Origin of the sequence: Amycolatopsis dendrobii (genome assembly GCF_014145675.1) — a bacterium.
GTDB classification, from domain to species: domain Bacteria; phylum Actinomycetota; class Actinomycetes; order Mycobacteriales; family Pseudonocardiaceae; genus Amycolatopsis; species Amycolatopsis dendrobii.
In genome coordinates, this window is sequence record NZ_JACGZW010000015.1 from 92,052 (window position 1) to 118,494 (window position 26,443).

Genomic DNA, 26,443 nt, shown 5'->3' on the forward strand with positions numbered 1-26,443 from the left:
ACCCAGCCCGGGAGTGCGGATCATGTCCTACGCCGTCGATTTCACCGCCGTGTCGACTGTCGGCCTGGAGTCTTCCCCGGTCGCGGACGCGCTCGCCGGGCTGCGGGCGAACGAGGCGCGCTACTTCAAGAACAAGTACGACCACGTGTTCACCGTCGAGCCCGCGGCCGAGGTCCCGGAGATCGTCGACCGGGTGCACCGGATCCTCAAGGAAGAACGCGATCTCGTCATTTCCTCGCGGCCGCTGGAGGCGACCGAGTTCGAGGTCGACGGCATCCGGATGTCGTACGTGTTCTACGAGAGCGGCCTGTCGGTCAACGTCATGTACACCCTCGAGGAGGGCGGCAAGCGGGCCGTCGGGTTCAAGCTTTCCGACGGGATGGACGTCCCGGAAGAACTCGCCGACAAGTTCAAGTTCGCGCGCCAGAAGTCGAAGCTCGCCGGGACGATCCGCGGGTCCTACTTCGTCGTCAAGAACGCGTACTGACCCGCAGCGCGGCGCTGCGCAGGCACAGCAGCAGCGGCAGCGAGCTGTCGTCGCGCAGCCGGGGCGGCAGCGCGTTCGCTTCGGCCAGCGGCACTCCGTCGGCCAGTTCTTGGCCCAGCGCGGCCAGGTCGATTTCCAGGACGGTGACTCCGGCGCTGTAGAGCCGTTCCGCGCCCTTGGTGCGGCGGCTGGTCAGTTCGGTGCTGTCGACCGACAGCTGGGTCACGCCGAAGAACTCCGGTTTCGCGCCGCGTTCGAGCCAGCGGGCGAAGCCGGTCAGCCGCGTCTCGGAGACTTCATGGGGCCGGACGGCCGCCTCTTCGCACAGTTCGCGTTCCATTCCGGCGCACACCGCGGTGTGCAGGGTCCGGCGCGTTCCTCCCTGCGGGGTAAGGAGATCCCGCGGTTCCAGGCTGCCGCTTCCGGACGGGGCGAGCAGCAGCCCGCTGGCCGAGTTGCGGGCCGACTGGCGGACCACGACGAGCAGGCCGTCGGAGGTGAACGCGATCGTGGACACGCCGACGAGATCGGCGAGCGTGCTCGCGGCGAGGGTTCTCAGCGCGCCGGAGGAGTCGGTCAGTTCCTCGTTGCGCAGGTCGTACTCGTGGCCGTCGGCGGAGTTCGTGATGCGCAGGGACGCCAGTTCGTTGCTGCACACCGCGTCGAAGAACCGGGCGCGATGCAGGACGATCGGCGCGGGCCGCGCTCCGGCGACCGGCAGCGGTTCGCCGCGCATGCCGACGATCGGCCCGTTGAACAGCAACCGGCCGCGAGCGCGCAACGGCAGCACGTGCGGCGCGGTCGCCTTCAGCTTCGCGGGCAGCCGGTAGGGATCCTCTGCGACAGTGATGCTGAAGGTCGTTCCGGTGAGCGCCGCGTCGATGGCGTCGCTGACCAACGCGGTGCCGCGGGAGGGAACCGCCAGGTACTGCGCGTCCGGGTAGGCATGCGGCGGCGGGGTGCCGGCTATCGGGAACGGCGCGACGATCGCGGTGAATTCGTAGCCGGCCCACCGTTTCCGCAGCAAGCGGATGTCCCGCACGAGGGTCAGCAGCCCGAGCAGGAGCGCGACGATCGAGACCACGACGCCGAACGCGCTCGGCAGGATCGTGACCGCGCCGAGCACGACCCCGAGCGCGGACACGGCGACCGGCCATTCCCCGGCTCCGACGAAGAAGAGATAGTCGGCCGTGGCCCGGGCCCGGCGGGTCAGTTTTCCCATCGCCGCACTGTTTAGCACGGATCAGGGCGCCGGGTCACCGAGTCGGGTGAAGAGTTACAGCGAGATCGCGCAGTAGAGGTGGTGGCCCTCCTCGGCGGCGCCTCCGGCGAGTGCGGCGAGTTCCTTGAGGAACGGGACGAGGTGCTCGGCCTCGACGTCTTCCACCTGCTCTTCGGCGAAGGCGGCGGCAGCGGCTTGGAGAGCGGTGTCGTCGGCGGTGGCCAGTGCGTCGCGGAAAGAATCGGCCAGCGACAGCACCGCAGCTTCGCCTTCGTCGAGGAGCGCGACCTCCCGGCCGCGGCCGGGGTCAGCTTCGACCTCCGCGGTGGTCCTGCGGGTAAGGGACGTCTCGGCGGGCAGCAAGTCCGTGATCGGATCGGCGCCCTTCACGACGAGTTCGGCATAGCCCGCGCAACGGGCATTGTCCGGGTCATCGAACGCAAGCGCGGCCATGGTGTCGTCCACCGCGACGAAGTAGTCATAAAGCACCGGCCGAGCATATCCCGGGTAAACCCGTTGTGCCGCAACGAAAACTTCCCACCGAGTGCGGCTCATTCGCCCAACGCGCCACGAAACTCCCGTAACCCCTCGATCAACGCCAGAATCGACGGCCGGGCGTAGTGGTCCAGCCGCCAGCCCGCGTACAGCGGCACGGTCAGCGGCCCGTCGGGGGTTTCGATCGGGATGGAGCGCAGTCCGAACCGGACCAGGTCCGTCACCAGACACACCTCGCCGCGGCCGGCGGCGCGGGCTTGGGCGACGCTGGGGGAGCCGGTCTCGTTCAGTTCGGACGGGACGAGTCCGGCGCGGTGGAACGCCTCGTCGACGACCAGGCGCGCGGCGTTGCTGCGGTTCATCACCAGCAGCGGTTCGGTGGCCAGTTCGGCCAGCGGGATCGTCTCCGCCTCGTACCAGCGGTGGCCGGGCCGGACCTGCGCGCTGACCAGGACCCGGCCCAGTGCGGCGGTTTCCAGCTGTGCGGGCGGCGGGGACGTCGAGATGCCGAGATCGGCGCTGCTGTGCAGGAGCCGGTCGAAAACCTGGTCCGGCGGGACCGGGAAGGCGTCCCGCAGCACCGGTCCGGCCTTGCCGGTGGCCATGAACGGCGCCAAGAGACTGTCCACTGTGCTCGGCGGCGCGACGAGCGTCAGCGGGGTGTCCTCGGTGCGGCCGATCGCGGCCATCACCGCGCCCGCCTCTTCGGCGCGGCGCACCAGGTCCTGGGCGATCGGCACGAACCGGGTGCCTGCCGCGCTGAGGGTCAGCGAGCCCGGCGATCGCGAGAACAACGCCACTCCGAGTTCGGTTTCCAGCGCGCGGAGCTGCCGCGACAGCGACGGTTGCGCGACCCGCACCGTGCGCGCCGCAGCGGTGACCGAGCCTTCTCGTGCGACGGCCAGGAAATAACGCACCACGCGCAGTTCCACGCCTATGCCTCCGAGGTATCGGAATGGGTCCGGACAGGTATTGGACAGCATAGGTCCCGGGACGAAGACTCTGGGGAACACCGCCGCCAGGGAGTAGCCCGTGAACCACGAAACCGCCACCGGCCGCCGGGCCGCGCTCGCCTCCTTCGCCGGGACGGCGATCGAGTGGTACGACTTTTACCTGTACGGGACCGCGTCCGCGCTGGTCTTCGGCAAGCTGTTCTTCCCCGAACTGAACCCGGCGACCGGCGTGCTCGCCGCGTTCGGCACGTTCTGGGTCGGCTTTCTCGCCCGGCCGCTGGGCGGGATCGTGTTCGGGCACCTCGGCGACCGGGTCGGGCGCAAGAACACGCTGGTCGTCACGCTGCTGCTGATGGGGTTCGCGACCTTCGCGGTCGGGCTGCTGCCGACGTACGCCAAGATCGGCCTCGCCGCGCCGTTGCTGCTCGTCGCGCTTCGCGCGGTGCAGGGCGTCGCGGTCGGCGGGGAGTGGGGCGGCGCGGTCGTGCTCGCCGCGGAGAACGCGCCAGCCGGACGCGGGTCGTACTTCGCCATGTTCGCCCAGCAAGGCTCGCCCGCCGGGTCGATTCTGTCCACAGTGGTCTTTCTCGCGGTGAGCGCGCTGCCGGACGAACAGTTCCTGACCTGGGGCTGGCGAGTGCCGTTCCTGCTGTCCGGCGTGCTGGTCGCGCTGGGCTTGCTGATCCGGCTGAAAGTCGAGGAACCGGCGGAGTTCGTGCGCGCCAAGGCGAAAGCCGCCGTCGCGAAGGTGCCGCTGGCCGAGGTGCTGCGGACCGCTTGGCGGACCGTGCTGCTCGGCATCGGCGCGAGCATCATGGGCATCGCCGCCGCGTACTTCAGCAACACGTTCGTCCTCGCCTGGTCCACGAACGAACTCGGCATCGGCCGCCAGACCATGCTTTACGTGCTGCTCGGCGTATCCGTGGTGCAGTTCTGCTGGCAGCCGGTCGCGGCGCGGCTGGCCGAACGCGTCGGCGAAACGCGGTTCATGGCGGTCTCGCTGGGGTGCAACATCGTGGTGACCGTCCCGATGTACCTGCTGATCGCGTCCGGCAACCCGGGGCTGGCCTTCGTCGGCATCGCGGTCGCGACCGTGTGCGGTTCCGGCTACTACGCGGTGCTCGCCGGATTCCTCACCCGCGGATTCCCGATCCACCTGCGCTACACCGGAATCTCTCTGTCCTACCAGCTGTGCAGCACGATCTTCGGCGGCACTACGCCGTTCATCGCGCAGGCGTTGCTCAACGCGACGCACGGTGCGATCTGGCCGGTCGTCATCTACCACGTCGTGCTGCTCACGCTGACCCTCACCTGCGTCCTGGCGCTTGCCCGTCGCACCGCGGCCGTCGCCGACTCCGAAAAAACCCTGACCCGACAAGGATGAGCCAAGTGCGTCTCGATGCTTTGTTCCACAATGGACGATTCACCACGCTGGACCGCGACCGTCCACAAGCGACCGCGCTCGGCGTGATCGGCGGCCGGATCGCCGGATTCGACGACGAGGTCCGCGGCCTCTCCGCAGACACGGTGGTCGACCTCGGCGGCGCGCCGGTCGTCCCCGGCCTCAACGACGCGCACCACCACTTGAGCATGCGCGGCAAGCTGATTCGGGAACTGGACGTCTCCGCCGAGGCCGCGGCGACCCTCGACGCGCTTTACCGTGCGGTGGCGGAACGGGCCGCGACCCTGCCCGCCGGCGCCTGGGTCATCGGCGCCGGCTACGACCAGAACAAGATCGGCGCGCACCCCACCGCCGAAGCCCTGCACCGCGCGGCCGGCGGACGGCCGGTCTGGCTCACGCACACTTCGCGGCACATGTCCGTCGCGAGCACCGAAGCCTTCGCCCTGGCCGGATATCCGGACCGGCTGGGCGTGCCGGACGTTCCCGGCGGCACCGTGGCGCGCGACGAAGACGGCCGCGCCACCGGATTGCTGCAGGAACGCGCGACCGTCCTCGTGGACCGCCTGCTGCGCCCCGAGGCGACCGAAGAAGTCATCGCCAACATCGCCGCCGGTGCGCACGCCGCGCTCGAAGACGGCCTGACCAGCGTCACCGAGCCCGGCATCGGCACCGTCGACGGCATCGGCCACGGCCGCGCCGACCTCGATTCCTTCCAGCGCACCCGCGAACGCGGGCAGCTGGGCGTGCGGATGACGGTGATGCCCTACATCACCGCGCTGCGCGACTGCGGCCCGTTCGAGCCAGGTGGCGAATGGTTCGGGCTCGACCTCGGTGTGCGCACCGGCGTCGGCGACGACCGGCTGCGCATCGGCCCGGTCAAGATCCTCTCCGACGGCTCGCTGATCGGCCGGTCCGCCGCGATGTGCTGCGACTACGAGGACTCGCCCGGCAACCAGGGGCTGATGCTGTTCGAGCCGGACGAACTGCGCCGCTACATCCTCGAAGCGCACCGGTGCCACTGGCAGATCGCCACGCACGCGATCGGCGACGCGGCCCTCGGCGCCGTGCTCGACGCCTACGAGGAAGCTCAGCGGAAATACCCGCGCGAGGACGTCCGGCATCGCATCGAACACTGCGCGGTCGCCGACGATGCCGCGGTGGCCCGGATCGCCGAGCTGGGCGTGATTCCGGTGCCGCAGGGCCGGTTCCTGTCCGAAATCGGCGACGGACTGCTCGCCGCGCTCGGCCCGGAACGTAGTCGTCTGGCGTATCGGATGCGGAGTTTCCTCGACGCCGGAGTCGTTCTGCCCGGCAGCACGGACGCTCCGGTGGTCGCGGCGTCGCCGTTGCTCAGCATCCACGACATGGTCAACCGCCGGACCGCGTCAGGGCACCCGATCGCACCGGACGAGGCGGTGACTCCGCTGGAGGCGCTGCGCGCGTACACGGCCGGCTCGGCGTACGCGGTGCACGAGGAAACCAGCAAAGGCACGCTGAGCAGGGGAAAGCTGGCCGACTTCACGGTGCTGAGCGACGACCTGCTGACGGTCGACCCGGCGAAGATCGGCGAAATCAGCGTCGGCGCGACCGTGGTAGGCGGCGAGGTCGCCTACAACGCCGGTGCCGCGCACTAAAAAGGGCGGGTGCGACGCCGTTGTCGCACCCGCCCGACAGCCGGGACTAGCGCGGCGGCAGTGACGCGTCAACCCCGAAACTTGAACGGAGCGAAGCGCGACGACGTTGGCGCGCTTGGCCCCGAGACTTGAACGGAGCGAAGCGCGACGACGTTGGCGCGCTTGGCCCCGAGACTTGAACGAAGCAGGCGCGGCGACGGTGACGCGCCTGCTCCGAGTCCTCAGGAGATCGGCCGGTCCGTCGGCGCGATCGGGGCCGGGAGCACGCCCCGGCCGGTCAGGAAGGCGTCCACGCCGGCCGCGCACGAGCGGCCCTCCGCGATCGCCCACACGATCAGCGACTGCCCGCGGCCCATGTCGCCCGCCACGAACACATTGTCCACAGTGGTCTGGAAGTTCTTGTCCCGCACGACGTTGCCGCGCTGGTCCAGTTCCACGCCAAGGTCGGTCAGCAGGCCTTCGCGCTGCGGGCCGAGGAAACCCATCGCCAGCAGCACCAGCTGCGCGGGCAGCTCGGTCTCGGTGCCCTCGACCGGGACGAACTTGCCGCCCTCGTTGCGCACCTCCACCAGCTTCAGCGCGCGCACCCGACCGTCGGAATCGGTCAGGAACTCCTGGGTGTTGACCGAGTACAGCCGCTCGCCGCCCTCCTCGTGGGCGGAGGTGACGCGGTAGATCATCGGGTACGTCGGCCACGGGTGCGCGTCCGAACGCGACTCCGGCGGCTTCGGCATGATCTCCAGCTGGGTCACCGACTTCGCGCCTTGGCGGTGCGACGTGCCGACGCAGTCCGCGCCGGTGTCGCCGCCGCCGATGACCACGACGTCGAGGCCCTTGGCCGAATACGGCGACTCCTCGAGCTCGCCCGCCGCGACCCGGTTGGCCGGCGGCAGGAACTCCATCGCCTGGTAGATGCCCTCGGCCGAACGGCCCTCGATCGGCAGGTCGCGCCACGCCGTCGCGCCGCCGGCCAGCACCACCGCGTCGTGGTCCGACTTAAGCTGCTCGACGGTGACGTCCACGCCGACGTTCACCGACGTCCGGAATTCCGTGCCCTCGGCCCGCATCTGGTCGAGGCGGCGGTCGAGGCGGAACTTCTCCATCTTGAACTCGGGAATGCCGTAGCGCAGCAGCCCGCCGATCTTGTCCGCCCGCTCGTAGACCACGACGGTGTGGCCCGCGCGGGTCAGCTGCTGCGCCGCGGCCAGCCCGGACGGACCGGACCCGACGACGGCGACCTTCTTGCCCGTCTTCGTGACCGGGACCTGCGGCGTGACCCAGCCTTCCTCGAAGGCGCGGTCGATGATCGAGATCTCGACCCGCTTGATCGACACCGGGTCGTCGTTGATGCCGAGCACGCACGCGGTCTCGCACGGCGCCGGGCACAGCGTGCCGGTGAACTCCGGGAAGTTGTTCGTGGCGTGCAGCCGGTCCGCGGCCTGCTGCCAGTCCTCCCGCCACACCAGCGTGTTCCACTCCGGGATCAGGTTCCCGAGCGGACAGCCCTGGTGGCAGAACGGGATCCCGCAGTCCATGCAGCGCCCGGCCTGCTTCTCCAGCTTGGTCGTCGCGAAGTCCTCGTAGACCTCGCGCCAGTCCATCAGCCGCAGGTCCACCGGACGCCGCTTCGGTTCCTCGCGCGTGGTGGTCAGAAAGCCCTTGGGGTCAGCCATGTGCGGCCTCCATGTTCTGCGGGATACCCGCACCCAGTCGGCACTCATGACTGGCTTCGCGATTATCAGCCATGAGCTGCCTCCATGATCGCCTCGTTCACGTCCCGGCCGTCCCGCTCGGCCGCCACCTGGGCGGCGAGCACGCGCTTGTAGTCCTTGGGCATGACCTTGCCGAACCGGTCGACCGCACTGTCCCAGTCCGCCAGCAAGGCCCGCGCGACGGCGGATTCCGTTTCGTTGTAATGCTTTTCGATGGTTTCGCGCAGGAAGTCGACGTCCGCGGTGTCGAGCGGGTCGATGTCGACCATCTCCGGGTTGACCCGGTGCGCCGGCAGGTCCAGCACGTACGCGACGCCGCCGGACATGCCCGCCGCGAAGTTGCGGCCGATCCCGCCCAGCACGACCATCCGGCCGCCGGTCATGTACTCGCCGCCGTGGTCGCCCACGCCCTCGACGACCGCCAGCGCGCCCGAGTTGCGCACGCAGAACCGTTCGCCGACCTGGCCGCGGATGAAGATCTCGCCGCTCGTGGCCCCGTAAGCGATCACGTTGCCCGCGATGATGTGGTTCTCCGCGACGATCGGCGATTCCTTCGGCGGCCGCACGACGATCCGCCCGCCGGAGAGGCCCTTGCCGACGTAGTCGTTGCCGTCGCCGTAGAGCCGCAGCGTGATGCCCTTCGGCACGAACGCGCCGAACGACTGGCCCGCGGTGCCGGTGAAGGTGACGTCGATGGTGTCGTCGGGCAGCCCTTCGCCGCCCCACTTCTTCGTCAGCTCCGACCCGAGCATGGTGCCGACGGTGCGGTTCACGTTGCGCACCGGCAGTTCCAGCCGCACCTTGTCGCCCGCCGCCAGCGCGCCCTCGGCGAGCTGGATCAGCGTGTTGTCGAGCGCCTTGTCCAGGCCGTGGTCCTGCTTGACGGTCTGGTGCCGCACCGCGCGCGGCGGCAGTTCGGGCACGTGGAAGATCGGCGACAGGTCGAGCCCGGCGGCCTTCCAGTGGTCGACCGCCTTGCGCTTGTCGAGCAGCTCGGCGTGGCCGACGGCCTCCTCGACGGACCGGAACCCCAGCTCCGCCAGGTATTCCCGGACCTCCTGCGCGATGAACTCGAAGAAGTTCACCACGTACTCGGCCTTGCCGCTGAACTTCTCGCGCAGCTTCGGGTTCTGCGTCGCGACGCCGACCGGACAGGTGTCGAGGTGACAGACGCGCATCATGATGCAGCCCGACACCACCAGCGGCGCGGTCGCGAAACCGAACTCCTCGGCGCCGAGCAGCATCGCGATCATGACGTCGCGGCCGGTCTTGAGCTGGCCGTCGGTCTGCACCACGATCCGGTCGCGCAGCCGGTTGGCCAGCAGCGTCTGCTGCGTTTCGGCCAGGCCAAGCTCCCACGGTCCGCCCGCGTGCTTGATGGAGGACAGCGGCGAGGCGCCGGTCCCGCCGTCGTGGCCGGAGATCAGCACGACGTCCGCGTGCGCCTTGGACACGCCCGCGGCGACCGTGCCGACGCCGACCTCGGACACCAGCTTCACGTGGATGCGCGCGTCCGGGTTGGCGTTCTTGAGGTCGTGGATCAGCTGAGCCAGGTCCTCGATGGAGTAGATGTCGTGGTGCGGCGGCGGCGAAATCAGCCCGACGCCCGGCGTGGAGTGCCGCGTCTTCGCGATCCACGGGTACACCTTGCCGCCGGGCAGCTGCCCGCCCTCGCCGGGCTTCGCGCCTTGGGCCATCTTGATCTGGATGTCGTCGGAGTTCACCAGGTACTCGCTGGTGACGCCGAACCGGCCGCTCGCGACCTGCTTGACCGCGGACCGGCGCTCCGGGTCGTACAGCCGCTCCGGGTCCTCGCCGCCCTCGCCGGTGTTCGACTTGCCGCCGAGGCGGTTCATCGCGATCGCCAGCGTCTGGTGCATTTCCATCGAGATCGAGCCGTACGAGATGGCCCCGGTGGCGAACCGCTTCACGATCTCCGAAACCGGCTCGACCTCCTCGATCGGCACCGGCGTGCGGTCGCCGAACTTGAAGTCGAACAGCCCGCGCAGCGTCAGCAGCTTCTCGGCCTGGTCGTTGACCGCCTTCGTGTACTCCTTGAAGATGTCGTACTTCCCCGACCGCGTGGAGTGCTGCAGCTTGAACACCGTCTGCGGGTTGAACAGGTGCGGTTCGCCTTCGCGCCGCCACTGGTAGTCCGCGCCGGTTTCCAGCTCGCGGTGGCTCGCCCGGACGCCGTCGACCGGGAAAGCGCGCACGTGCCGCTGCGAAACCTCTTCGGCGAGCGTGTCGAAGCCGACGCCGCCGAGCCGCGAAGTGGTTCCGGTGAAACAGGTGTCGATCACTTCGGAGCCGAGGCCGACCGCCTCGAAGATCTGCGCGCCGGTGTACGAGGCCACAGTGGACACGCCCATCTTGGACATGGTCTTGCGGACACCCTTGCCGAGCGCCTTGATCAGGTTCGTGGTGGCCTGCTTGGGAGTCACGCCCGGGATGAGGCCCCGGTGCGCCATCTCCTCGACCGTCGCCATCGCCAGGTACGGGTTCACCGCGGCCACGCCGTAGCCGACCAGCAGCGCGATGTGGTGCACTTCGCGCGCGTCGCCCGCCTCGACGATGAGGCCGACCTGCGTGCGCGTCTTCTCCCGCACCAGGTGGTGGTGCACCGCGCCGGTGAGCAGCAGCGACGGGATCGGCGCGTGGTCGGCGTCCACCCCGCGGTCGGACAGCACGATCAGCCGCGCGCCGTCCTCGATCGCCTCGGACACCTCGGCGCGGATTTCGTCGAGCCGCTTGAGCAGCGCCTCGCCGCCGCCGTGCACGTTGTACCGGCCCATGACGGTGACCGCCTGGAACTCCGGCAGGTCGCCGTCGTCGTTGACGTGCACGAGTTTCGCGAGCTGGTCGTTGTCCAGCACCGGGAACGGCAGCACGATCCGGCGGCACGACGACGCGTCCGCGGCCAGCAGGTTCGGCTCCGCGCCGATCTGCGTGCCGAGCGCGGTCACCAGCTCCTCGCGGATCGCGTCCAGCGGCGGGTTGGTCACCTGGGCGAACAGCTGGATGAAGTAGTCGAACAACGGGCGCGAACCCGACGAAAGGGACGCTAGGGGCGAATCGTTGCCCATCGACCCGATCGGCTCCGCTCCGGTGCGGGCCATCGGCTCGAGGATGGTCTCCAGCTCTTCCTCGGTGTAGCCGAACGCCTGCTGCCGGCGCACGAGAGCGGCGTGCAGCGGGACCTCGCGGTCGCGCTCGGGCAGCTCCTCCAGGCGGAGCAGCCCGGCGTCGACCCATTCGTCGTACGGGTGCTCGGAAGCGAGCCGGCCCTTGATCTCCTCGTCCTCGACGATCCGGCCCGCGACGGTGTCCACGAGGAACATCCGGCCCGGCTCCAGCCGTCCCTTGCGGACGATCTTCGCCTGGTCCAGCTCCAGCACGCCGACCTCGCTGGCGAGCACGACGAGGCCGTCGTCGGTGACCCAGTAGCGGCCCGGGCGCAGGCCGTTGCGGTCCAGCACCGCGCCGATCTGCGCGCCGTCGGTGAACGCCACCAGCGCCGGGCCGTCCCACGGCTCCATGAGCGTGGAGTGGAATTCGTAGAAGGCGCGGCGCGCGGGGTCCATTTCCTGATGGTTCTCCCAGGCCTCCGGGATCATCATCAGCACCGCATGCGGCAGCGACCGGCCGCCGAGGTGGAGCAGCTCCAGCACCTCGTCGAAGGACGCCGAGTCGCTCGCGCCGCGCGTGATGACCGGGTAGATGCGCTTGAGGTCGCCCGGGATGAGGTCCGTTTCCAGCAGCGCCTCGCGGGCGTCCATCCAGTTGCGGTTGCCCTTGAGCGTGTTGATCTCGCCGTTGTGCGCCACGTAGCGGTACGGATGCGCGAGCGGCCACGACGGGAAAGTGTTGGTGGAGAAGCGGGAGTGCACCAGGCCGATGGCGCTCGTCACGCGCTCGTCGGTGAGGTCGAGGAAGAACTTCTCGACCTGCGGCTCGGTCAGCATTCCCTTGTAGACGATCGTGCGCGAGGACAGCGACGGGAAGTACACGTCGTCCTCGACCAGCTCGTGCTCGGCGCGCTTGCGCACGCAGAAGGCGGCGCGCTCGAGGGCGAGGCCGTCGATGTTGTTCTTGTGCCCGGCCAGGAACAGCTGGGTGAAGTGCGGCATGGTCTGCGCGGCGGTCGGGCCGCAGTGCGCGGTGTCGACCGGCAGCTCGCGCCAGCCCACCACGCGCATGTCCTCCTCGGCGGCGATCCGCTCGATGGTGGTCATGGCGCGGCCGCGGCGCTTTTCGTCCTGCGGCAGGAACGCGGTGCCGACGGCGTAGCTGCCTTCCGGAGGCAGCTCGAACCCGGCGACCTCGCGGTAGAACGCGTCGGGCACCTGGATGAGCAGGCCCGCGCCGTCCCCGGTGTCCGGTTCCGCCCCGCGTGCCCCGCGATGTTCCAGATTTTTCAGCGCGACGAGGGCTTTCGCCACGATCTGATGGTCTCGGCGACCGGTCAGGTCCGCGACGAACGCCACCCCGCAGGCATCGTGCTCGTAAGCGGGGTCGTAGAGGCCGTCAGTGGCCGGGGTGCTCGAACGGTGGGTCACGGCTGGCCGCCTCCCAAGGCGTTGGCGCGGTTTCGTTGCTCCGAAGAGGGGTTCAGCACTGAACCGGTTAACGAAGTGGTCCGAAACCGCGATGGTCAGTCGAGAAGGGAAACCATCCGGTGCCTCCGCTGTCGCGAGGCGCGGCACTGCGTCGCGATGCGTGGCTGACCGCGGCCGGTCGACGACCGGGCCGGGTGCCGGATGGTTTGTCACCGCACGGCGATGGGCGGCGGAAAAAGTTCTGCACGTCGCTGTACAGGCGCACGCGCCGGGGTCGGTCAGCCTGTGTGGTGGGGGCCAGCCGGGGCGCGTGGTGGTGACTCCCGGGTTCGCCGGGTCTTATGACGATAGTGTGAATTCGCTGTGATCGACATACGTCATCGCGCTCTCGTGGGATAAGCCACGCATACGTTGACGCCCTCCGGGGTACTCCCATATGTCGGGCCGTCTCTCCCGCCACGCGGTCAGCGAAGTCGCTGACCTGCGCAAACCTGTCTGCCTGCCCGGTGTCAACCCCGCGCTCGCTGCTGGTTGACTGGGGGGCGTGAGGGGGAACGCCGATGACTGATCGTTATCTGTCCGTGGCAGTGGCCGGGCTGCACGAGATCGAAATACGGCGTTCACGGTTCCTGTGCGCGCTGGCTCCGGTGGGCGACGAAGCGGCCGCGCGGGAGATCATTTCGGCCCGCCGGCGGGCCGAACCCGCGGCGCGGCATCACTGTCACGCGTTCGTTCTCGGCCCGGACGGCCGCACCCAGCGTTCGAGCGACGACGGCGAGCCCGCCGGGACGGCCGGGGTGCCGATGCTGGAGGTGTTGCGTCGCCGCGAAGTCACCGACACGGTCGCGGTGGTGTCGCGGCATTTCGGCGGCGTGCTGCTCGGCGCGGGCGGGTTGATCCGCGCGTACGGGCAAGCGGTGTCGGACGCGCTCGACGCGGTAGGCCTGGTGGAGTACCGGCGATTGCGGCTGTTCGACGTAACGATGGACTACACCCGGGCGGGCCGCTTCGAGAACGATCTCCGCGCCTCGCCGTACGTGCTGCACGAGACGCGGTTCGAGGCGGCGGCGCACTTCGAGGTGGGGCTCTCGCCCGGCGAGGAAGAACGATTCAGCGGCTGGCTGGCCGACCTCACCGGCGGCGAGGCGGTCGCGGTCGAACTGGGGGAGGAGTGGGTGCGCGGGTAGCCCGCGCTCTGGCTCAAGCCCGGAAGATCAAGCCGCGACCGGCTTTCCGTCCAGCGCGCGCACCCCGGCCTCGGTGAGCACCGCGCGCACCCGCGCGCCGCACGCTCCGGCCTCGGCGGGCTCGATCAGACCCTTGCGGACGAGGTCGCGGACGGTGCCTTGGTCGCAACAGCTCAGCCCGTCGACGAACAGGTCCGGTTCACAGCTGCAGCTGATCTCCGCGTGCCCCTCGGCGACGGCACGCAGGGTTGCCCGCTCCCGATGGTTCAACTCGGCAGTCACGGCGGTTCCTCCTTCTGTCCCGGCCCCTGGTGTACCCCGGGAACGGTTCCAGTGTCCGTCGCGATTGCCGGGTTGTCGCGTATTTCACTCCTTTTTACGGGGGTATGTCGCGGGGTAGTCTCGGGGTACCCCTCATACGCCCCACCATGCGTCCGCCAGGGATACGAAAGTAGGTTTTTCCGGGGCCGGGAGCACGTCCAGGTACCAGCGGAAGTTGCTGTACACGTGCAGAAGCGTGTACGCGAGGCACCGGCGGGAGAAGTCCGGGCCGAGGTCGTCGGGACGGTAACCGTAAGCGAGCAGAAGACTCCGCAGAAATGCCGGGTCGCCGCTCGAAACGAACAAGCCGACCGCCGCGAACTCGTATTCCGCCGCGCCGCGCATCGCCGGTTCGAAATCGAACAGGCCGGACAGCCGCCAGCCGTCCCCTTCCCGGGTGACCATCAGATGATCGCGCATGACTTCGGTGTGCAGCGGCACGGTTTCCGGCGTCCCCAGCTCGACCGAGTCGACGAACTCCGGAAGCTGGGCGAGCCAGTGTTCGTCCAATGTGGTCTTGCGATGGTGGTCGACCAGCTTTTCCCGTTGGGCGGCAAGGAACGCGGTCCAGTCCTGCGGCGCGAGCACGGACAACGCCGGGTCGCGCACGGCATGCAAGGCGGACAGCGCCTCGCCGATCTGCGGGGCGAGCGCGAGTCTGCCCGCTGCGGACAGGTCGGGCCAGACCTGGCTGAGCGAGTGTCCGCGCAGCCGTTCCATCACGACGTAACCCCAGCCGTCGCGGGTCCCGGCGTGCACGACGCCCGGGGTCGGGATCGGGAGCTTGCCGTGCAGGACTTCCAGCATGGTGCGCTCGGTAGTCAGCTCGTCGAGGTACACCGGCGGATAGAGCTTCAGGACGAGCTGCTCGCCCACGGCGTACACAGGCAGCGAACCGTCGGCGAACGGCACGGGTTCGCCGTGCTCGCCGAGCGTCCGGAGAAGGTCTCGTACCGCGGGCAGCAGGTCTTCGCGGGCCAGCTGGTCGAACTCGGCCGCAGTGGCGGCGGGCGGGAACATGCGGCGACGGTATCCGCGGGTCCCGGCGCGGGCGTAGCGAATTACTTGCTGCGTTCGAGCAGGGTGCGCACGGCCGGGCCGATGAGCCGCTCGATCTCGTCGGCGGGCGCGGTGGCGAGCGGGTCCTTGCGGGTGATCGAGCGGACCAGCCCGATGCCGAGCAGCCAGGCCATCGCGAGGTCGGCGCGGAGTTCGGCGTCCGGCGCGTCGGTGAGCCCGGAGAGCGCGCGCGTGTACTCGGCGTCGAGTCGCGCGCGCAGCGCCTCGTCGGCGCGATCGGTGCCGGATGACCGCAGGTAGGTCTCGATCGAGCGGGACGCCGAGTCGTCGCGTTCGAGGAGGCTCCGCAGCGCCGCGGAGAACAGCCGCTCGGGCGGGGTCGTCTCGACCTGGGCCAGGCCGCCGCGCGCCATCACGTGCTCGAACAACGCGTCCTTGCTGCCGAAGTACCGGAACAGCAGCGCCTGGTTGACGCCCGCGCGGTTCGCGATGTCGCGCACTGTCGTGCGATCGAAGCCGCGGTCGGCGAACAGTTCGGCCGCGGCGTCCAGCAGCGCGGTCTTGGTCGCCGTCGCGTCGCGTTTGCGCGAAGGCTGGTCCGCGGCCATCGGTCCCCCTGGTGTGCGCTGGTGTGCGCGACGAGGTTAACCCGACAGCTCGCGGATCGGCCGGGCGAACTACGCGGACCAGGCGACCGGCAGCTCCTCGGGGCCGTAGACGAGCGTGTTGTGCTTGTACGCCAAAGATTCCTTCGGCACCGCGAGTCGCAGACCGGGCACGCGGCGGAACAACGCGGTCAGCGCCTCCTGCATTTCGACCCGCGCCAGCTGCTGGCCGACGCACTGGTGCGCGCCGAACCCGAAGGCGACGTGCGTGCGCGGCGATTCGCGGGCGAAGTCCAGCTGGTCGGCGTGCGGATAACGGTCCTCGTCACGGTTGGCGGAGTTCAGCGCGGCGATCAGCCAGTCACCCGCGGCGATCGTCTGGCCGCCGACCTCGACCTCCTCAGTGGCGTACCGCAGCACACCGAACTGCACGACCGACAGATACCGCAGCAATTCCTCGACCGCGCGCGGCGGATCGGCGAGGGCTTGCGCGCGCTGCTCCGGGTGTTCCAGCAGCACAAGCGTGCTGAGCGCGATCATGTTGGCGGTGGTTTCGTGTCCCGCGACGAGGAGGCTGAGGCCGAGCATGATCAGCTCGTCCAGGTCGAGCGATTCCCCGGCGGCCTCGGCGCGGACGATCAGCTTGCTGAACAGGTCGTCCCGCGGGTCCTGTTGCTTGCCGGCGAACAGCTTGCCCAGGTAGCCGGCCAGTTCGTGGAACGCCTGGTCCGTGGTGCCCGCTTCCTGGTCGGTGCTGACCAGCAGGCTGCTCTGGCGCTGGAACAGCTCGCGGTCGGCGTACGGGACGCCGAGCAGTTCGCAGATCGCCAGCGAGGGGATCGGCAGCGCGAAGTCCTGGACCAGGTCAGCGCGGCCGGGTTTGGCGAGCATGGCGTCGAGGTGCCGTTCGACCTGCTCGCGGACGTACTCGCGCAGCCGTTCCACCCGCCGCACGGTGAACTCGGCGACGACCATCTTGCGCAGCCGGGCGTGCTCCGCGCCGTCGAGCTGGATGATCGAACCGGGGTCGGCCTCCTCGTACGGGTCCAGATCGGCTTTGACGTGCGCTGACGAGGCCCCGCGCGAACTCAGCGCCGGGTCGGCGAGCACGGCGCGGACGTCGTCGTAGCGGGTGACCAGCCAGGTCTCGAACCCGGCCGGGCAGCGGATCCGCGACACCGGCGAAGTCTCCCGCAGCGCGGCGTACCCGGCGGGCGGATCGAACGGGCAGCCGGGCGGGCGAGTGGTCGGGAGGGCCGGTGGGCGGGTGGTCGGGAAGGCCGGTGGGCGGGTGGTCGGGAGGGCCGGGGTCTCGGGCGAGGTGGGCATGCGGATGGCGCCTTTCCTCCGACGGGTGCGGGCATCTTCCACTCTGGAGACGCCCGCACCGCGGCGGGGCGTTCGGCCGGGATAGGCGACGGAAGGACCACACCTCTGCCCGATTCACCCTGCCCTGGTTAGACCGGTTCGGTGATCGGCTCGTCGGCGAAACGGCGGGCTACCCGTTCCGCGCCCGCGCGCGCCCAGGCCGTGGTGGCGAGGACGGCGAGCGCGATGATCAACGTGGTCCCGCCCGCGACCGCCCACCACGCCGTGGCGTACCCGGCCAGCGGGGTGGTCGCCGCGGCGAGGATGGTGCCCGCGATCGCGACGCCGAGCGTTTGCCCGACCTGCCGGGAGGTGGACGCGACCGCGGCGGCGACTCCGGCCTGGGAGCGGGGCATACCGCTGACCGCGGCATTGGTGATCGGCGGATTCAGCAGCCCGAACCCCAGCCCGAACACCCCGTACGCGATCGCGAGCACCCACAGCGGCGTGGCGGCGGACGCGGTGGTGAGCAGCACGGCGACGACAGTCATCGAGATCCCCGCGGTCAGCAGCGGAATCCGCGCGCCGCGGTTGGCGACGAGACGGCCGGACAGCGGAGCGGCGATCGTGACGGCCACAGCGGCCGGGAGCAGCATCAGCCCGGATTGCAACGCCGACAGCCCGCGCACGTCCTGGAGATACAGCGGCGACAGGAACAGGAACGTGCCGAACGCGGCGAGCCCGCACACCGCGCTGATCGTGGCCGACGAGAACGGCGCGCTCCGGAAGAAGCGCAGTTCGACCAGCGGTTCCCGGCGGCGGAGTTCCCAGCGGATCAACGCGGTCAAGGCGAGCACGCCGAGTCCGGTCAGCCCGAGGATCGCCGGCGAACCCCAGCCGAGCCGCTGGCCTTCGATCGCCGCGGTCACCGCCGAACCGAGCAGCAGCACGACCAGCACCTGTCCCACCGGATCCGGGCGGCGCGGGTGCGGCGCCCGCGATTCCGGCACGTAGCGCACGGTCAGCGCGATCGCCGCGACGACCACCGGCACGTTGACCCAGAAGATCGCCCGCCACCCGATGCTTTCGGTCAGCACGCCGCCGAGCACCGGGCCGACGCCCAGCGAGATCCCGACGATCGACCCCCACACCCCGATCGCCCGCGCGCGCTCGCCGGGGTCGGTGAAGACGTTCGTGATGATCGACATCGCGACCGGGTTCAGCATCGCGCCGCCGAGCGCCTGCACGATGCGCGCGGCGACCAGCCAGCCGATCGACGGGGCGACGCTGCACAGCAGCGAGCCGAGTCCGAAAAGGACCAACCCGGCCAGGAAGGTCCGCTTGCGCCCCAACCGGTCTCCGGTGGCGCCGGCGAGCATGAGGAAGCAGGCGATCACGAGCGTGTAGGAGTCGATTGTCCATTGCAGACCGTTGATGGACGCGTCGAGGTCGGTGCGGATGACCGGGAGCGCGACGTTGACGATGGTGTTGTCCATCGCGACCACGAGGATGCTGGAGCAGAGGATCGCGAGAACGCCGAAACGGCCGCGCGCGGTGTCGACTCCCATTCAGCGCGCCTTGATTTCTTCGCCCGGGGTCCACACTTCGGCGGCGTATCCGTCCGGGCGGACGAGGACGGCGGCCAAATCGTGCCAGTCGCGGGTTGAGCGCACGACATTCTCCCCTTCCGCAACCGTGGTGCCGAAGACTACGAGCGTGCACCTGTCCGGGCGAAGCGCACGATGGAGGGTGCGGCCGTCGGCGAGCGGCAGGTTGGGTACTCGACGGCCGGCGAGACTGCCGTCTTCGGCGTAGGAAACGTCGAGCCCGGACAGCCAGCCGCGCAGTTCGTCCGCGGTGTCGCCGTTGCGGCCGATGAGGTCGGACATCAAGTCCCGCAACGCTTTTCCGCCCGGAGTGAAGGTGACCATGAGCGCGGCCTGGGCGAGGGTGTTCGCCGCGAGCCGGGCCGCGATGGGGCGGCGTTCGGCGTCGTAGGACTGCGGGCCGTCGATGATCCGCCGAGGCGCGCGTCCCCGCACCTCCGCGGCGAGTTTCCACGCGAGGTTCGCCGCGTCCTGCACGCCGACGTTGAGCCCTTGCCCGCCTGCCGGAAGGTGGACGTGCGCGGCGTCGCCGGCGAGGAACACCCGGCCGACGCGGTACTGCTCGGCGTGGCGCGTCGCGTCGCCGGTGCGCGAAGCCCAGATGACCTCGGTGAGGCCGAAATCATCGTCGGCGAGCCGGTTGAGCGTCGCGCGCAGTTCAGCTTCGTCGGGAATCTGGGCCTGGCGGCGCGCGGCCTCCTCCGGGGTGAGGCCGGTGTCGCCGGGTTCGTGGCCGAAGATGCGGTAGATGCCGCCGGGCAGCGGAAGCGCGCTGTACGAGCCGCGTTCGCAATCCCAGTTGTGCGGCTGGGCAGGCGGGCGTTCCAGCTTCACGTCGGCGAGAAATCCCATGGTGGACGCGGGAGTTCCGGGGAAGCCGAGGCCGAGCGCGTGCCGGGTCGCGCTGTGCGCGCCGTCCGCGCCGATGACGTAACCGGCCCGCCGGGTGTCGCCGGTTTCCGAGACGATGGTGACGCCTTGCTCGTCCTGCGTCAGGCCGGCGAGTTTCCACCTGGGCTCGACCACGACGCCCTGCCCGGCGAGATACTCGGCGAGCAACCGCTCGGTTTCCGGCTGCGGCAGCAGGAGGACGAACGGGAACGAGGTGTCGAGCCCGCGGTAGTCCAGCCGGTTCGGCAGGGCCGCGAAATGCGTGGCGGGCACGGGATTTCCGGCGGCGACCATGCGCGCGGCCAGCGAACCCCGCTCGTCCGGGATCGAGTCGAAAAGCTCGAGGGTGCGCGGGTGGATCGTGGTCGCCCTCGATTGCCCCGCGCGGTCCGGGTTGGCCTCGAAGACCCGGACCGCGATGCCGGCTCGGTGCAGGAACGCGGCCGCGGCCATTCCCACCGGCCCGGCGCCGATTATCGCGACCTCTGTGTCCATTTTTCCCCCTATGTCGGTGCTCGCCTCGCGAACTGTCTTGACGTCAAGGTATTCTTCCACTGTCTTGATGTCGAGAGAAAGGGCCGTGCCGGTGAACACCTCGCCTCGGGACGCGGTCGACGACCTGGTGGACGCCGTGCGGCGCGGGGGCGGTGACGAGAGCGTGCTGGGCGCGAAGTCGCTGTCCTACCGGCTGCGGCGGGTCGCGCACCAGCTGGAACTGGCCATGCGCCGCGAACTGTCCGCGCACGGGATCGAGCTGTGGGAACTGGAGATGCTCGCCGCGCTCAAGCGCGCGCCCGGGCACCGGCTGACTCCAGGACAGGTGATGGCCGCGGTCGAGCTGACCTCGGGTTCGGTCACGCACCGGATCACCCGGCTGGAGGCGCGCGGCTGGGTCCGCCGCGACAAGGACCCTGGCGACCGGCGTTCGGTGCTCGTGTCCCTCACCGAGGAAGGCAAACGCCAGGCGCTCGCGTCGTTCGAGCTCAAGACGGAGATCGAACGCGAAATCGCGAAGGCTCTCGACCCGGAAACCATCGACGTGGTGAACGACGCGCTCCGGCGGGTCTCGCACCACCTCAAAGGAAAGGACGAGCAATGAAACGCGAAACCCTTGGCGCGGCGGCCATCGTCGCGGGCCTGGCCGCCGCCGCGCCCTCGGTGTGGCAGACGGTCACGCACATCACCGATCCGAGCTACCGTGCGCCGGAGGTCCGCCACGGCGAAGGTCACGTGCAGTACCACATGGCACGCGAAGCCCTGATCACCGCGGGCGCTTTCGGTGCGGTGGGCACCGGTTTGGCGGCCGGACGCGATCGCTCGCCCGCGCTGTGGCGGGCTATGGCTTGTGCCGCGGGCGGTTTCGTGGCGGCGATGTGGTCGGGTGGCCCGGCGACCGGGGTGTGGGCGCCGAATCGGAAGGCGCTGGCGATTCACGTGGCGTCGACGAGCGCGTTGTCGGCGGGAATCGCGTTGCTGCGGCCGCGGCGGCGTTAGAGAAACACCCGGGCGTTCTCCATCCACGCCTTCGCGTCCTTGCCGATCGCGGCCAGGCCGGTTTCGTCGAGGGCGCGGCGCTGGGTGATGCGAAGGCAGAAATCCCTTGCGCTGCCCCGGATCCGCTGTGCCGCGTCGTCCGCGCCCCACCCCCAGACGACCCCGTCGGGACTGGTCAGTTCGACCCGGATCGGCTCGGTCGGCAGCGGCAGTTGAGCGGCGTAGAACGACAGCCCGCGCCCGGCCACGCCCAATGCGGCAATGTGCTTGAGCCGGTCCGTCGGACGGTGCTCGACGCCCACCGTGTCGAAGATGTCCTGCCCGTGCGCCCACGTTTCCATCAGCCGAAGCGTCACTGCGAGCCTCGCGGTCGACTGCGAGCCGTACCACGGAAAGGCCTGGTCCAGCGGGATTTCTCCGAGCGCTGCGGCTGCTTCGGCCCGTCCGGCGCGCCAGCGCTCCAGCAACTCCGCGCGCGGTCGCGCGGCTCCCTCGGCCGCGACCGCGTCGGGGTCTTCGTCCAGCACCGCGGCGAACTTCTCCGGCGTCCGGATGGCGAGGAGGACGTTCGCGTCGGCCGCCGCGAGATGCGCGATCTGGTGGCCGATCGTCCACCCCTCGGCGGGGGTCGGTCTCGACCAGTCGGCTTCCGCGGACACTGCCGCGTCGAGGTCGTCGCCTTCCGCGAGCAAATCCGGCAAGGCGGCTTCACGAGTTATTTCGGACAAATCCAGGCCGTAGTCCAGCATGCGACCACGCTATCCGCATCACGGCGGCCCTTAGTGCTTTCGGTCATCGGACGGGGGCCGATCGGGCAATCGGGTCAGCCGGCTTCGGCGGAAACGAGCAGAAAGTTCGGCATGCGCACGTAACTCTCGATCCCTTCCGCCACCGCGGGATCCAGCCCCGGCTCGACCACCTCCCGCAGCCGGCAGCCGAGCGCGGCCAGCTCATTGAGGTAGGCGGAAATCGGCCGGTGGAAGTCGGACGCGTCGCGTCCGGCGATCTCGTATTCCGCCAGATACTCCTTCCGGCGGTATTCGCCGTACTTCCGCCAGGTGCCGAACAACTCCTCGAACGCCGGATGCACGATGGCGAACACGAACAGCCCGCCCGGTCGCACCGCCTCGACGCAGGCGCGCATCGCGGGCTTCCAGTCGGGAATCGCCATCAGCACCATGCTGCACACGACCGCGTCGAACGGCTCCAGTGCCGGCAGCCGGGCGAGTTCCGCCTGCACGTAGGAAACGCCCGCTCCCGCCTTCTCCCGCGCGAACGAAATCACGCTTTCGGCCGGTTCGACCCCGGTCACCTCGGCCCCTCGCGCGGCAAGCATCCGGCTGAAGTATCCGTTGCCGCAGCCCGCGTCCAGCACCCGGCGGCCGCGCACGTCGCCGAGCAGCCGCAGGAGGACCGGGTTGACCAGGTGCTGTTTGGCGAAGTCCCCGTGCTCGGCGGTCGCTTCCATCGATGCCCGGGTGCTCCCGGAGTCCCATTGCCGGATGGCGGCTTCGTTCGTCCATGTCACCGGATCGAACCTAGGGCGGACGTCTCGCGATTTTCCGGATGCTCCTGGCGGATTGACGTGCGGACGGCGTCGGGTGTAGGCATGTAAGCACCTGCTTACAAAGGGATCCGGGGAGTCGCTGGCATGACCACCACGCACACCGAACCGCTCGCCTACCCGTTCAACGAGGAGGCGGGTCTCGCGCTCAACGAGGCCTACACCGCCGCTCGCGAGAACGCCGGGATGATCCGCGTCCAGATGCCCCGTGGCGAGGCCGCCTGGCTCGCCACCCGCTACGCCGACGCCCGTCTCGTGCTCGGCGACCGGCGGTTTTCCCGTGCGCTGGCGCAGGAAAGCGACGAACCGCGGATGTCGGAGTATCGGCGTCCGGGCGGCATCCTGTCGATGGACCCGCCGGATCACACGCGGTTGCGCACTCTCGTCGCGAAGGCGTTCACCGCGCGGCGGGTCGAGGAACTGCGCCCGCGGGTCGCGCGGCTGGCCGACGACCTGATCAAGGAGCTGCGGGAACACGGGCAACCCGCTGACCTGGTCGATCTGTACGCGCTGCCGATCCCGGTCGCGGTGATCTGCGAGCTGCTCGGCGTGCCGGTGGCGGACCGGCCGCAGTTCCGCGAGTGGAGCGACGCGGCGTTGTCGACCACGCGGCTGACGCCGGAGGAGGCGGAGCGCAGCCGCGAGGAGCTGCGGGCGTACATGGCCGGGTTGATCGCCGAGCATCGTGCGCAGCCGCAGGACGATCTGATGACCGCGCTCATCGAGGCGCGCGATGTGCGGGACCGGCTCACCGAGCTGGAGCTGGTCGACCTGTGCGTCGGGATCCTGGTCGCCGGCCACGAGACGACTGCCAGCCAGATTCCGAACTTCGTGTATGCCCTGCTGGACCAGCACGAGCACTGGGAACGGCTGTGCGCGGACCCGTCGCTCATCCCGACCGCGGTGGAGGAACTGCTTCGCTTCGTGCCGCTCGGCGCCGGCGCGGGGTTCGCCCGGTACGCGACGGAGGACGTCGAGGTCGGCGATGTCCTGGTGCGCCAAGGAGAACCGGTGCTGGTGGCGATCGGTGCGGCCAACCGCGACCGCCTGCAGTTCGGCGCCGCGGACCAGCTCGTCCTCGACCGCGGGGACAACCACCATCTCGGCTTCGGGCACGGGGTGCACCACTGCCTCGGCGCTCCGCTCGCGCGGCTGGAACTGCAGGAGGCGCTGCGGGCGCTGACCCGGGAGTTGCCGGGACTGCGGCTGGCCGGGAATATCGAGTGGAAGACGCAGATGCTGGTCCGCGGACCGCGGTCGATGCCGGTGGGGTGGTGACGATGACCTGGTCGATCGAGGTCGACGGAGGCGTGTGCATCGGCAGCGGGATGTGTGCGGCCTTGCTGCCGGAGACGTTCGAGCTGGACGGGGCCACGGCGCGTGCGGTCACCGAGGCGGTTGAGCCGGACGAAACAGTGCTGGACGCGGCAGATTCGTGTCCGGCAATGGCGATCACGGTGCGGGACGGGGCCGAGGTCGTCGGCCCGCGCCCCTAGTCCCGCATCGCGAACTCCGCCCGGATCCGCACGGACCTCGCGGCTCGGTTCCTGGCATCGCCGGTCTCACGGCCGGAACACACCGTCCTCGGTCACCACCGCAGTGATGAGCGCCGCGGGAGTGACGTCGAAGGCCGGATTGAACACCGCCGACCCCGCCGGGGCGATCTGTGCTCCGCCGAATTCCGTGAGCTCGAACGCCGCGCGTTCCTCGATGTCGATGTCCGACCCGGCAGCGATTCTCTTGTCCACTGTGGACGTAGGCGCGACCACCACGAACGGAACACCGTGGTGTGCGGCGGAAATGGCCAGCCCATAGGTCCCGATCTTGTTGGCCACGTCCCCGTTCGCCGCGATCCGGTCCGCGCCGACCAGCACGCAGTCCACCAGTCCGCGCGCCATCGCCGCGGCCGCCGCGCCGTCCGGCTGCACGCGGTACGGCACTCCGGCCTGCGCGAGTTCCCAAGCAGTGAGCCGGGATCCCTGCAACAACGGCCGGGTCTCGTCCACCAGCACCGATTCGACCAGTCCGCGGGCGTGCAGGTGCCAGACGACGCCGAGTGCGGTGCCCCACGCGACGGTCGCGAGGTGCCCGGTATTGCAGTGGCTGAGCAATCGCAACGGCCTGCGCGGGCACGCGTCCAGCACGACCTCCGCCGCGTGCGCCGACGCCGTGCGGTTGCGATGCTCGTCCTCGTCGAGCATCGCCTGTGCCTCGGCCAGCACCGCATCGGCTCCGTCCGGCAGCCGCTCCAGCGCCCGGGAAACGCCCCAAGCCAGGTTGACCGCCGTCGGCCGCGCGTGCGCGATCCGGTCCGCCTCCGCTCGAACCTCCCCGCCCTGGCGAGCGGCCAGCGCGACCCCCAGCGCGCCCGCCGCTCCCAGCGCCGGCGCCCCGCGAACCGCCAGCCGTTGGATCGCGTCGACCAGTTCGGTCACCGTGCGCAGCGTGCGCGTGCGGTACTCGCCAGGAAGCGCTACCTGGTCCACGATCACGATCGCCCCGTCGGCCCAGTCGATGGTCCTGCGCATACGCCCTCCGTCCGGAAATCCCGTGGCGGACCGCCGCCGCGGTGAGCGACGATCCGCCTCGTGACCATTGAACGGCAGAACCCGCCTGCCCTGCATCCGACTCCCGGCTATCACCACGTGACCACCGTCGACGCGCGCCGCACCGTGCACCTCGCCGGCCAGTGCCCGCTGACGCCCGACGGCGAGGTCGTTTCCGGCGATGTCCTCGCGCAGGTGGACCAGGTCGTCGCCAACACCGAGGTCGCGCTCGCCCACGCCGGCGCGACCCCCGAGGACGTCGTGCGCACAGTGATCTACGTGGCCACCGCCGAGCAGCCGGCTCTCTCCGCGGTGTGGCAGCGGTTCACGACGTCCTCGATCGCGGCGGCGTTCACCACGGCGAGCACGCTGGTCGGCGTGACATGCCTGGGCTTCGCGGGACAGCTGGTCGAGTTGGACGTGACCGCGGCGCTCGCCTGAATCACCGCCCAGCCGCGGCCAGGCTGCAGCGGGACACCGTGTCGGTCAGTTCCGCGCGGTCGAGATTCCGGCCGATGAGGACGAGTTTGCTGACCGGTGGCGTCGCGCCCCATTCGCCGGCGTCCGTCAGCTCGTAGATCCGATGCACGCCTTGCAGCACGGTGCGGCGGTCGAAGGCGAGGATTCCCTTGAACCGGTACAGGTCGTCGCCGCGTTCGGCCAGCAGGGCGGTGAGCCACTGCTCGAACGCGGCGCGGTCCAGGGGGAAGTCGAGTTCGATGGACACCGATTCCAGCGTCGGGTCGTGGTGGTGCGATTCGTCTTCGAGCCAGTCCGGGTCGGCGGCGACGGTGCGGTTCAGGTCGAAGGCGTTGATGCCGAGGATGTCGTCCAGGTCGACGCTGCCGTAGCTGGACGTGAGGATGTCCGCGGTCGCGTTGACCGAACGGAGTTGCGTGCGCAGTTCCTCGATTTCCGGCTCGGTGACCAGGTCGATCTTGTTGAGCACGATCCGGTCGGCGAACGCGATCTGGTTGCTCACCTGTCCGCCGACGCCGTCGTGCTCGCCCTCCTCGAGATGACTGCCGACGTGCCGCGCGTCGACCAGTGTCACGATCGCGTCCAGCGCGAACGCCGAAGACACCTCGTCGTCCACGAAAAACGTCTGCGCGACCGGGTTCGGATCGGCCATGCCGCTGGTCTCGATGAGGATCCGGTCGAACCGTTCGCGGCGGCGAAGCAGCGACTGCAGGATTTCGATCAGATCGGTGCGCGCGGTGCAGCACAGGCAGCAGCCGTTGCTCATTTCGATGATCTTCTCGTCGCCGCCGAGCACGAGCGCGTTGTCGATCGGGATTTCGCCGAACTCGTTCTCGATCACCGCGATCCGGTGCCCGTGGTCCGCGGTGAGGATGTGGTTGACGAGCGTGGTCTTGCCGGAGCCGAGAAAGCCGGTCAGTACGGTCACCGGAATTTTGGCCATGATGATTCCCTCC

General features: G+C 69.8%; 24 protein-coding genes. 9 read left to right on the forward strand and 15 right to left on the reverse strand.

Annotated features, from left to right (window positions below):
* Window positions 1–22: 22 nt before the first annotated feature.
* Window positions 23–487, forward strand: coding sequence for a DUF8821 family protein (locus H4281_RS36710; RefSeq protein WP_182895457.1), 465 nt, complete (start codon window positions 23–25; stop codon window positions 485–487).
* Here the strand turns inward: H4281_RS36710 and H4281_RS36715 are convergent.
* The 3 genes from H4281_RS36715 to H4281_RS36725 form a co-directional block, all read right to left on the reverse strand.
* The gene (locus H4281_RS36715) at window positions 471–1,709 is read right to left on the reverse strand and encodes a hypothetical protein (protein ID WP_182895458.1); all 1,239 of its coding nucleotides are present in this window, start codon (window positions 1,707–1,709) and stop codon (window positions 471–473) included. The genes H4281_RS36710 and H4281_RS36715 overlap by 17 nt on opposite strands.
* A gap of 54 nt (window positions 1,710–1,763) precedes the next feature.
* Window positions 1,764–2,198 (reverse strand): hypothetical protein, encoded by a 435-nt coding sequence (locus H4281_RS36720; protein WP_182895459.1) that lies wholly within the window; start codon window positions 2,196–2,198, stop codon window positions 1,764–1,766.
* Between the two features lie 62 nt (window positions 2,199–2,260).
* The gene (locus H4281_RS36725) at window positions 2,261–3,136 is read right to left on the reverse strand and encodes a LysR family transcriptional regulator (RefSeq protein WP_220508388.1); all 876 of its coding nucleotides are present in this window, start codon (window positions 3,134–3,136) and stop codon (window positions 2,261–2,263) included.
* Between the two features lie 100 nt (window positions 3,137–3,236).
* On the opposite strand from H4281_RS36725, the gene H4281_RS36730 reads away from it, so the two are divergent.
* On the forward strand, window positions 3,237–4,541 hold the full coding sequence (locus H4281_RS36730; protein ID WP_182895461.1) for an MFS transporter: 1,305 nt from the start codon (window positions 3,237–3,239) through the stop codon (window positions 4,539–4,541).
* A gap of 5 nt (window positions 4,542–4,546) precedes the next feature.
* Entirely contained in the window at window positions 4,547–6,193 is a 1,647-nt protein-coding gene (locus tag H4281_RS36735) for an amidohydrolase (RefSeq protein WP_182895462.1), read from the forward strand.
* A gap of 221 nt (window positions 6,194–6,414) precedes the next feature.
* On the opposite strand, the gene H4281_RS36740 is transcribed toward H4281_RS36735, so the two are convergent.
* Entirely contained in the window at window positions 6,415–7,866 is a 1,452-nt protein-coding gene (locus H4281_RS36740; RefSeq protein ID WP_182895463.1) for a glutamate synthase subunit beta, read from the reverse strand.
* A 65-nt stretch (window positions 7,867–7,931) separates the two neighbouring features.
* On the reverse strand, window positions 7,932–12,464 hold the full coding sequence (gltB, locus tag H4281_RS36745) for a glutamate synthase large subunit (RefSeq protein ID WP_182895464.1): 4,533 nt from the start codon (window positions 12,462–12,464) through the stop codon (window positions 7,932–7,934).
* Window positions 12,465–13,024: 560 nt separating this feature from the next.
* Here gltB and H4281_RS36750 point away from each other — a divergent pair.
* Window positions 13,025–13,651: a YigZ family protein gene (locus H4281_RS36750; RefSeq protein ID WP_182895465.1), complete on the forward strand. Its 627-nt coding sequence runs from the start codon at window positions 13,025–13,027 to the stop codon at window positions 13,649–13,651.
* Between the two features lie 27 nt (window positions 13,652–13,678).
* On the opposite strand, the gene H4281_RS36755 is transcribed toward H4281_RS36750, so the two are convergent.
* From H4281_RS36755 to H4281_RS36780, 6 genes are all read right to left on the reverse strand, one after another.
* Window positions 13,679–13,933: a hypothetical protein gene (locus H4281_RS36755; RefSeq protein WP_182895466.1), complete on the reverse strand. Its 255-nt coding sequence runs from the start codon at window positions 13,931–13,933 to the stop codon at window positions 13,679–13,681.
* A 132-nt stretch (window positions 13,934–14,065) separates the two neighbouring features.
* Window positions 14,066–14,992 carry an aminoglycoside phosphotransferase family protein gene (locus H4281_RS36760; RefSeq protein WP_182895467.1) on the reverse strand — a complete coding sequence of 309 codons (927 nt, stop codon included), beginning with the start codon at window positions 14,990–14,992 and terminating at the stop codon, window positions 14,066–14,068.
* 41 nt (window positions 14,993–15,033) lie between these two features.
* The gene (locus H4281_RS36765; protein WP_182895468.1) at window positions 15,034–15,600 is read right to left on the reverse strand and encodes a TetR family transcriptional regulator; all 567 of its coding nucleotides are present in this window, start codon (window positions 15,598–15,600) and stop codon (window positions 15,034–15,036) included.
* A 69-nt stretch (window positions 15,601–15,669) separates the two neighbouring features.
* A complete protein-coding gene (locus tag H4281_RS36770) occupies window positions 15,670–16,926 on the reverse strand; it encodes a cytochrome P450 (RefSeq protein ID WP_182895469.1) in 1,257 nt (418 codons plus the stop codon).
* Between the two features lie 128 nt (window positions 16,927–17,054).
* Entirely contained in the window at window positions 17,055–18,473 is a 1,419-nt protein-coding gene (locus H4281_RS36775; protein ID WP_182895470.1) for an MFS transporter, read from the reverse strand.
* Entirely contained in the window at window positions 18,474–19,898 is a 1,425-nt protein-coding gene (locus H4281_RS36780) for an FAD-dependent monooxygenase (protein ID WP_220508390.1), read from the reverse strand.
* A 67-nt stretch (window positions 19,899–19,965) separates the two neighbouring features.
* Between H4281_RS36780 and H4281_RS36785 the strand changes: the two genes are divergently transcribed.
* Together H4281_RS36785 and H4281_RS36790 are read left to right on the forward strand one after the other, a co-directional pair.
* Window positions 19,966–20,502 carry a MarR family winged helix-turn-helix transcriptional regulator gene (locus H4281_RS36785; protein ID WP_220508391.1) on the forward strand — a complete coding sequence of 179 codons (537 nt, stop codon included), beginning with the start codon at window positions 19,966–19,968 and terminating at the stop codon, window positions 20,500–20,502.
* Complete coding sequence (locus H4281_RS36790) at window positions 20,499–20,897, forward strand: hypothetical protein (RefSeq protein ID WP_182895472.1); 399 nt, start codon at window positions 20,499–20,501, stop codon at window positions 20,895–20,897. The genes H4281_RS36785 and H4281_RS36790 overlap by 4 nt, the downstream gene beginning before the upstream one ends.
* Here H4281_RS36790 and H4281_RS36795 read toward each other — a convergent pair.
* On the reverse strand, window positions 20,894–21,646 hold the full coding sequence (locus H4281_RS36795; RefSeq protein WP_182895473.1) for a maleylpyruvate isomerase family mycothiol-dependent enzyme: 753 nt from the start codon (window positions 21,644–21,646) through the stop codon (window positions 20,894–20,896). The genes H4281_RS36790 and H4281_RS36795 overlap by 4 nt on opposite strands.
* Before the next feature lie 74 nt (window positions 21,647–21,720).
* Window positions 21,721–22,425 (reverse strand): class I SAM-dependent methyltransferase, encoded by a 705-nt coding sequence (locus tag H4281_RS36800; protein ID WP_312872249.1) that lies wholly within the window; start codon window positions 22,423–22,425, stop codon window positions 21,721–21,723.
* Between the two features lie 123 nt (window positions 22,426–22,548).
* On the opposite strand from H4281_RS36800, the gene H4281_RS36805 reads away from it, so the two are divergent.
* The gene (locus H4281_RS36805) at window positions 22,549–23,739 is read left to right on the forward strand and encodes a cytochrome P450 (protein WP_182895474.1); all 1,191 of its coding nucleotides are present in this window, start codon (window positions 22,549–22,551) and stop codon (window positions 23,737–23,739) included.
* 2 nt (window positions 23,740–23,741) lie between these two features.
* Entirely contained in the window at window positions 23,742–23,957 is a 216-nt protein-coding gene (locus H4281_RS36810; RefSeq protein ID WP_182895475.1) for a ferredoxin, read from the forward strand.
* 66 nt (window positions 23,958–24,023) lie between these two features.
* Here the strand turns inward: H4281_RS36810 and mtnA are convergent, their stop codons facing one another.
* A complete protein-coding gene (mtnA, locus tag H4281_RS36815) occupies window positions 24,024–24,989 on the reverse strand; it encodes an S-methyl-5-thioribose-1-phosphate isomerase (RefSeq protein WP_182895476.1) in 966 nt (321 codons plus the stop codon).
* 60 nt (window positions 24,990–25,049) lie between these two features.
* On the opposite strand from mtnA, the gene H4281_RS36820 reads away from it, so the two are divergent.
* Window positions 25,050–25,448: a RidA family protein gene (locus tag H4281_RS36820; RefSeq protein ID WP_182895477.1), complete on the forward strand. Its 399-nt coding sequence runs from the start codon at window positions 25,050–25,052 to the stop codon at window positions 25,446–25,448.
* A 1-nt stretch (window position 25,449) separates the two neighbouring features.
* On the opposite strand, the gene H4281_RS36825 is transcribed toward H4281_RS36820, so the two are convergent.
* Window positions 25,450–26,430: a CobW family GTP-binding protein gene (locus tag H4281_RS36825; protein ID WP_182895478.1), complete on the reverse strand. Its 981-nt coding sequence runs from the start codon at window positions 26,428–26,430 to the stop codon at window positions 25,450–25,452.
* Window positions 26,431–26,443 lie beyond the last annotated feature (13 nt).

Coding starts and splice junctions, on each gene's coding strand:
- H4281_RS36760 (WP_182895467.1), bottom strand. CDS start 14,992: ATGTTCCCGCCCGCCGCCACTGCGGCCGAGTTCGACCAGCTGGCCCGC.
- H4281_RS36750 (WP_182895465.1), top strand. CDS start 13,025: ATGACTGATCGTTATCTGTCCGTGGCAGTGGCCGGGCTGCACGAGATC.
- H4281_RS36715 (WP_182895458.1), bottom strand. CDS start 1,709: ATGGGAAAACTGACCCGCCGGGCCCGGGCCACGGCCGACTATCTCTTC.
- H4281_RS36785 (WP_220508391.1), top strand. CDS start 19,966: ATGTCGAGAGAAAGGGCCGTGCCGGTGAACACCTCGCCTCGGGACGCG.
- H4281_RS36810 (WP_182895475.1), top strand. CDS start 23,742: ATGACCTGGTCGATCGAGGTCGACGGAGGCGTGTGCATCGGCAGCGGG.
- H4281_RS36765 (WP_182895468.1), bottom strand. CDS start 15,600: ATGGCCGCGGACCAGCCTTCGCGCAAACGCGACGCGACGGCGACCAAG.
- H4281_RS36790 (WP_182895472.1), top strand. CDS start 20,499: ATGAAACGCGAAACCCTTGGCGCGGCGGCCATCGTCGCGGGCCTGGCC.
- H4281_RS36805 (WP_182895474.1), top strand. CDS start 22,549: ATGACCACCACGCACACCGAACCGCTCGCCTACCCGTTCAACGAGGAG.
- mtnA (WP_182895476.1), bottom strand. CDS start 24,989: ATGCGCAGGACCATCGACTGGGCCGACGGGGCGATCGTGATCGTGGAC.
- H4281_RS36770 (WP_182895469.1), bottom strand. CDS start 16,926: ATGCCCACCTCGCCCGAGACCCCGGCCCTCCCGACCACCCGCCCACCG.
- H4281_RS36710 (WP_182895457.1), top strand. CDS start 23: ATGTCCTACGCCGTCGATTTCACCGCCGTGTCGACTGTCGGCCTGGAG.
- H4281_RS36780 (WP_220508390.1), bottom strand. CDS start 19,898: ATGGACACAGAGGTCGCGATAATCGGCGCCGGGCCGGTGGGAATGGCC.
- H4281_RS36825 (WP_182895478.1), bottom strand. CDS start 26,430: ATGGCCAAAATTCCGGTGACCGTACTGACCGGCTTTCTCGGCTCCGGC.
- H4281_RS36740 (WP_182895463.1), bottom strand. CDS start 7,866: ATGGCTGACCCCAAGGGCTTTCTGACCACCACGCGCGAGGAACCGAAG.
- H4281_RS36795 (WP_182895473.1), bottom strand. CDS start 21,646: ATGCTGGACTACGGCCTGGATTTGTCCGAAATAACTCGTGAAGCCGCC.
- H4281_RS36775 (WP_182895470.1), bottom strand. CDS start 18,473: ATGGGAGTCGACACCGCGCGCGGCCGTTTCGGCGTTCTCGCGATCCTC.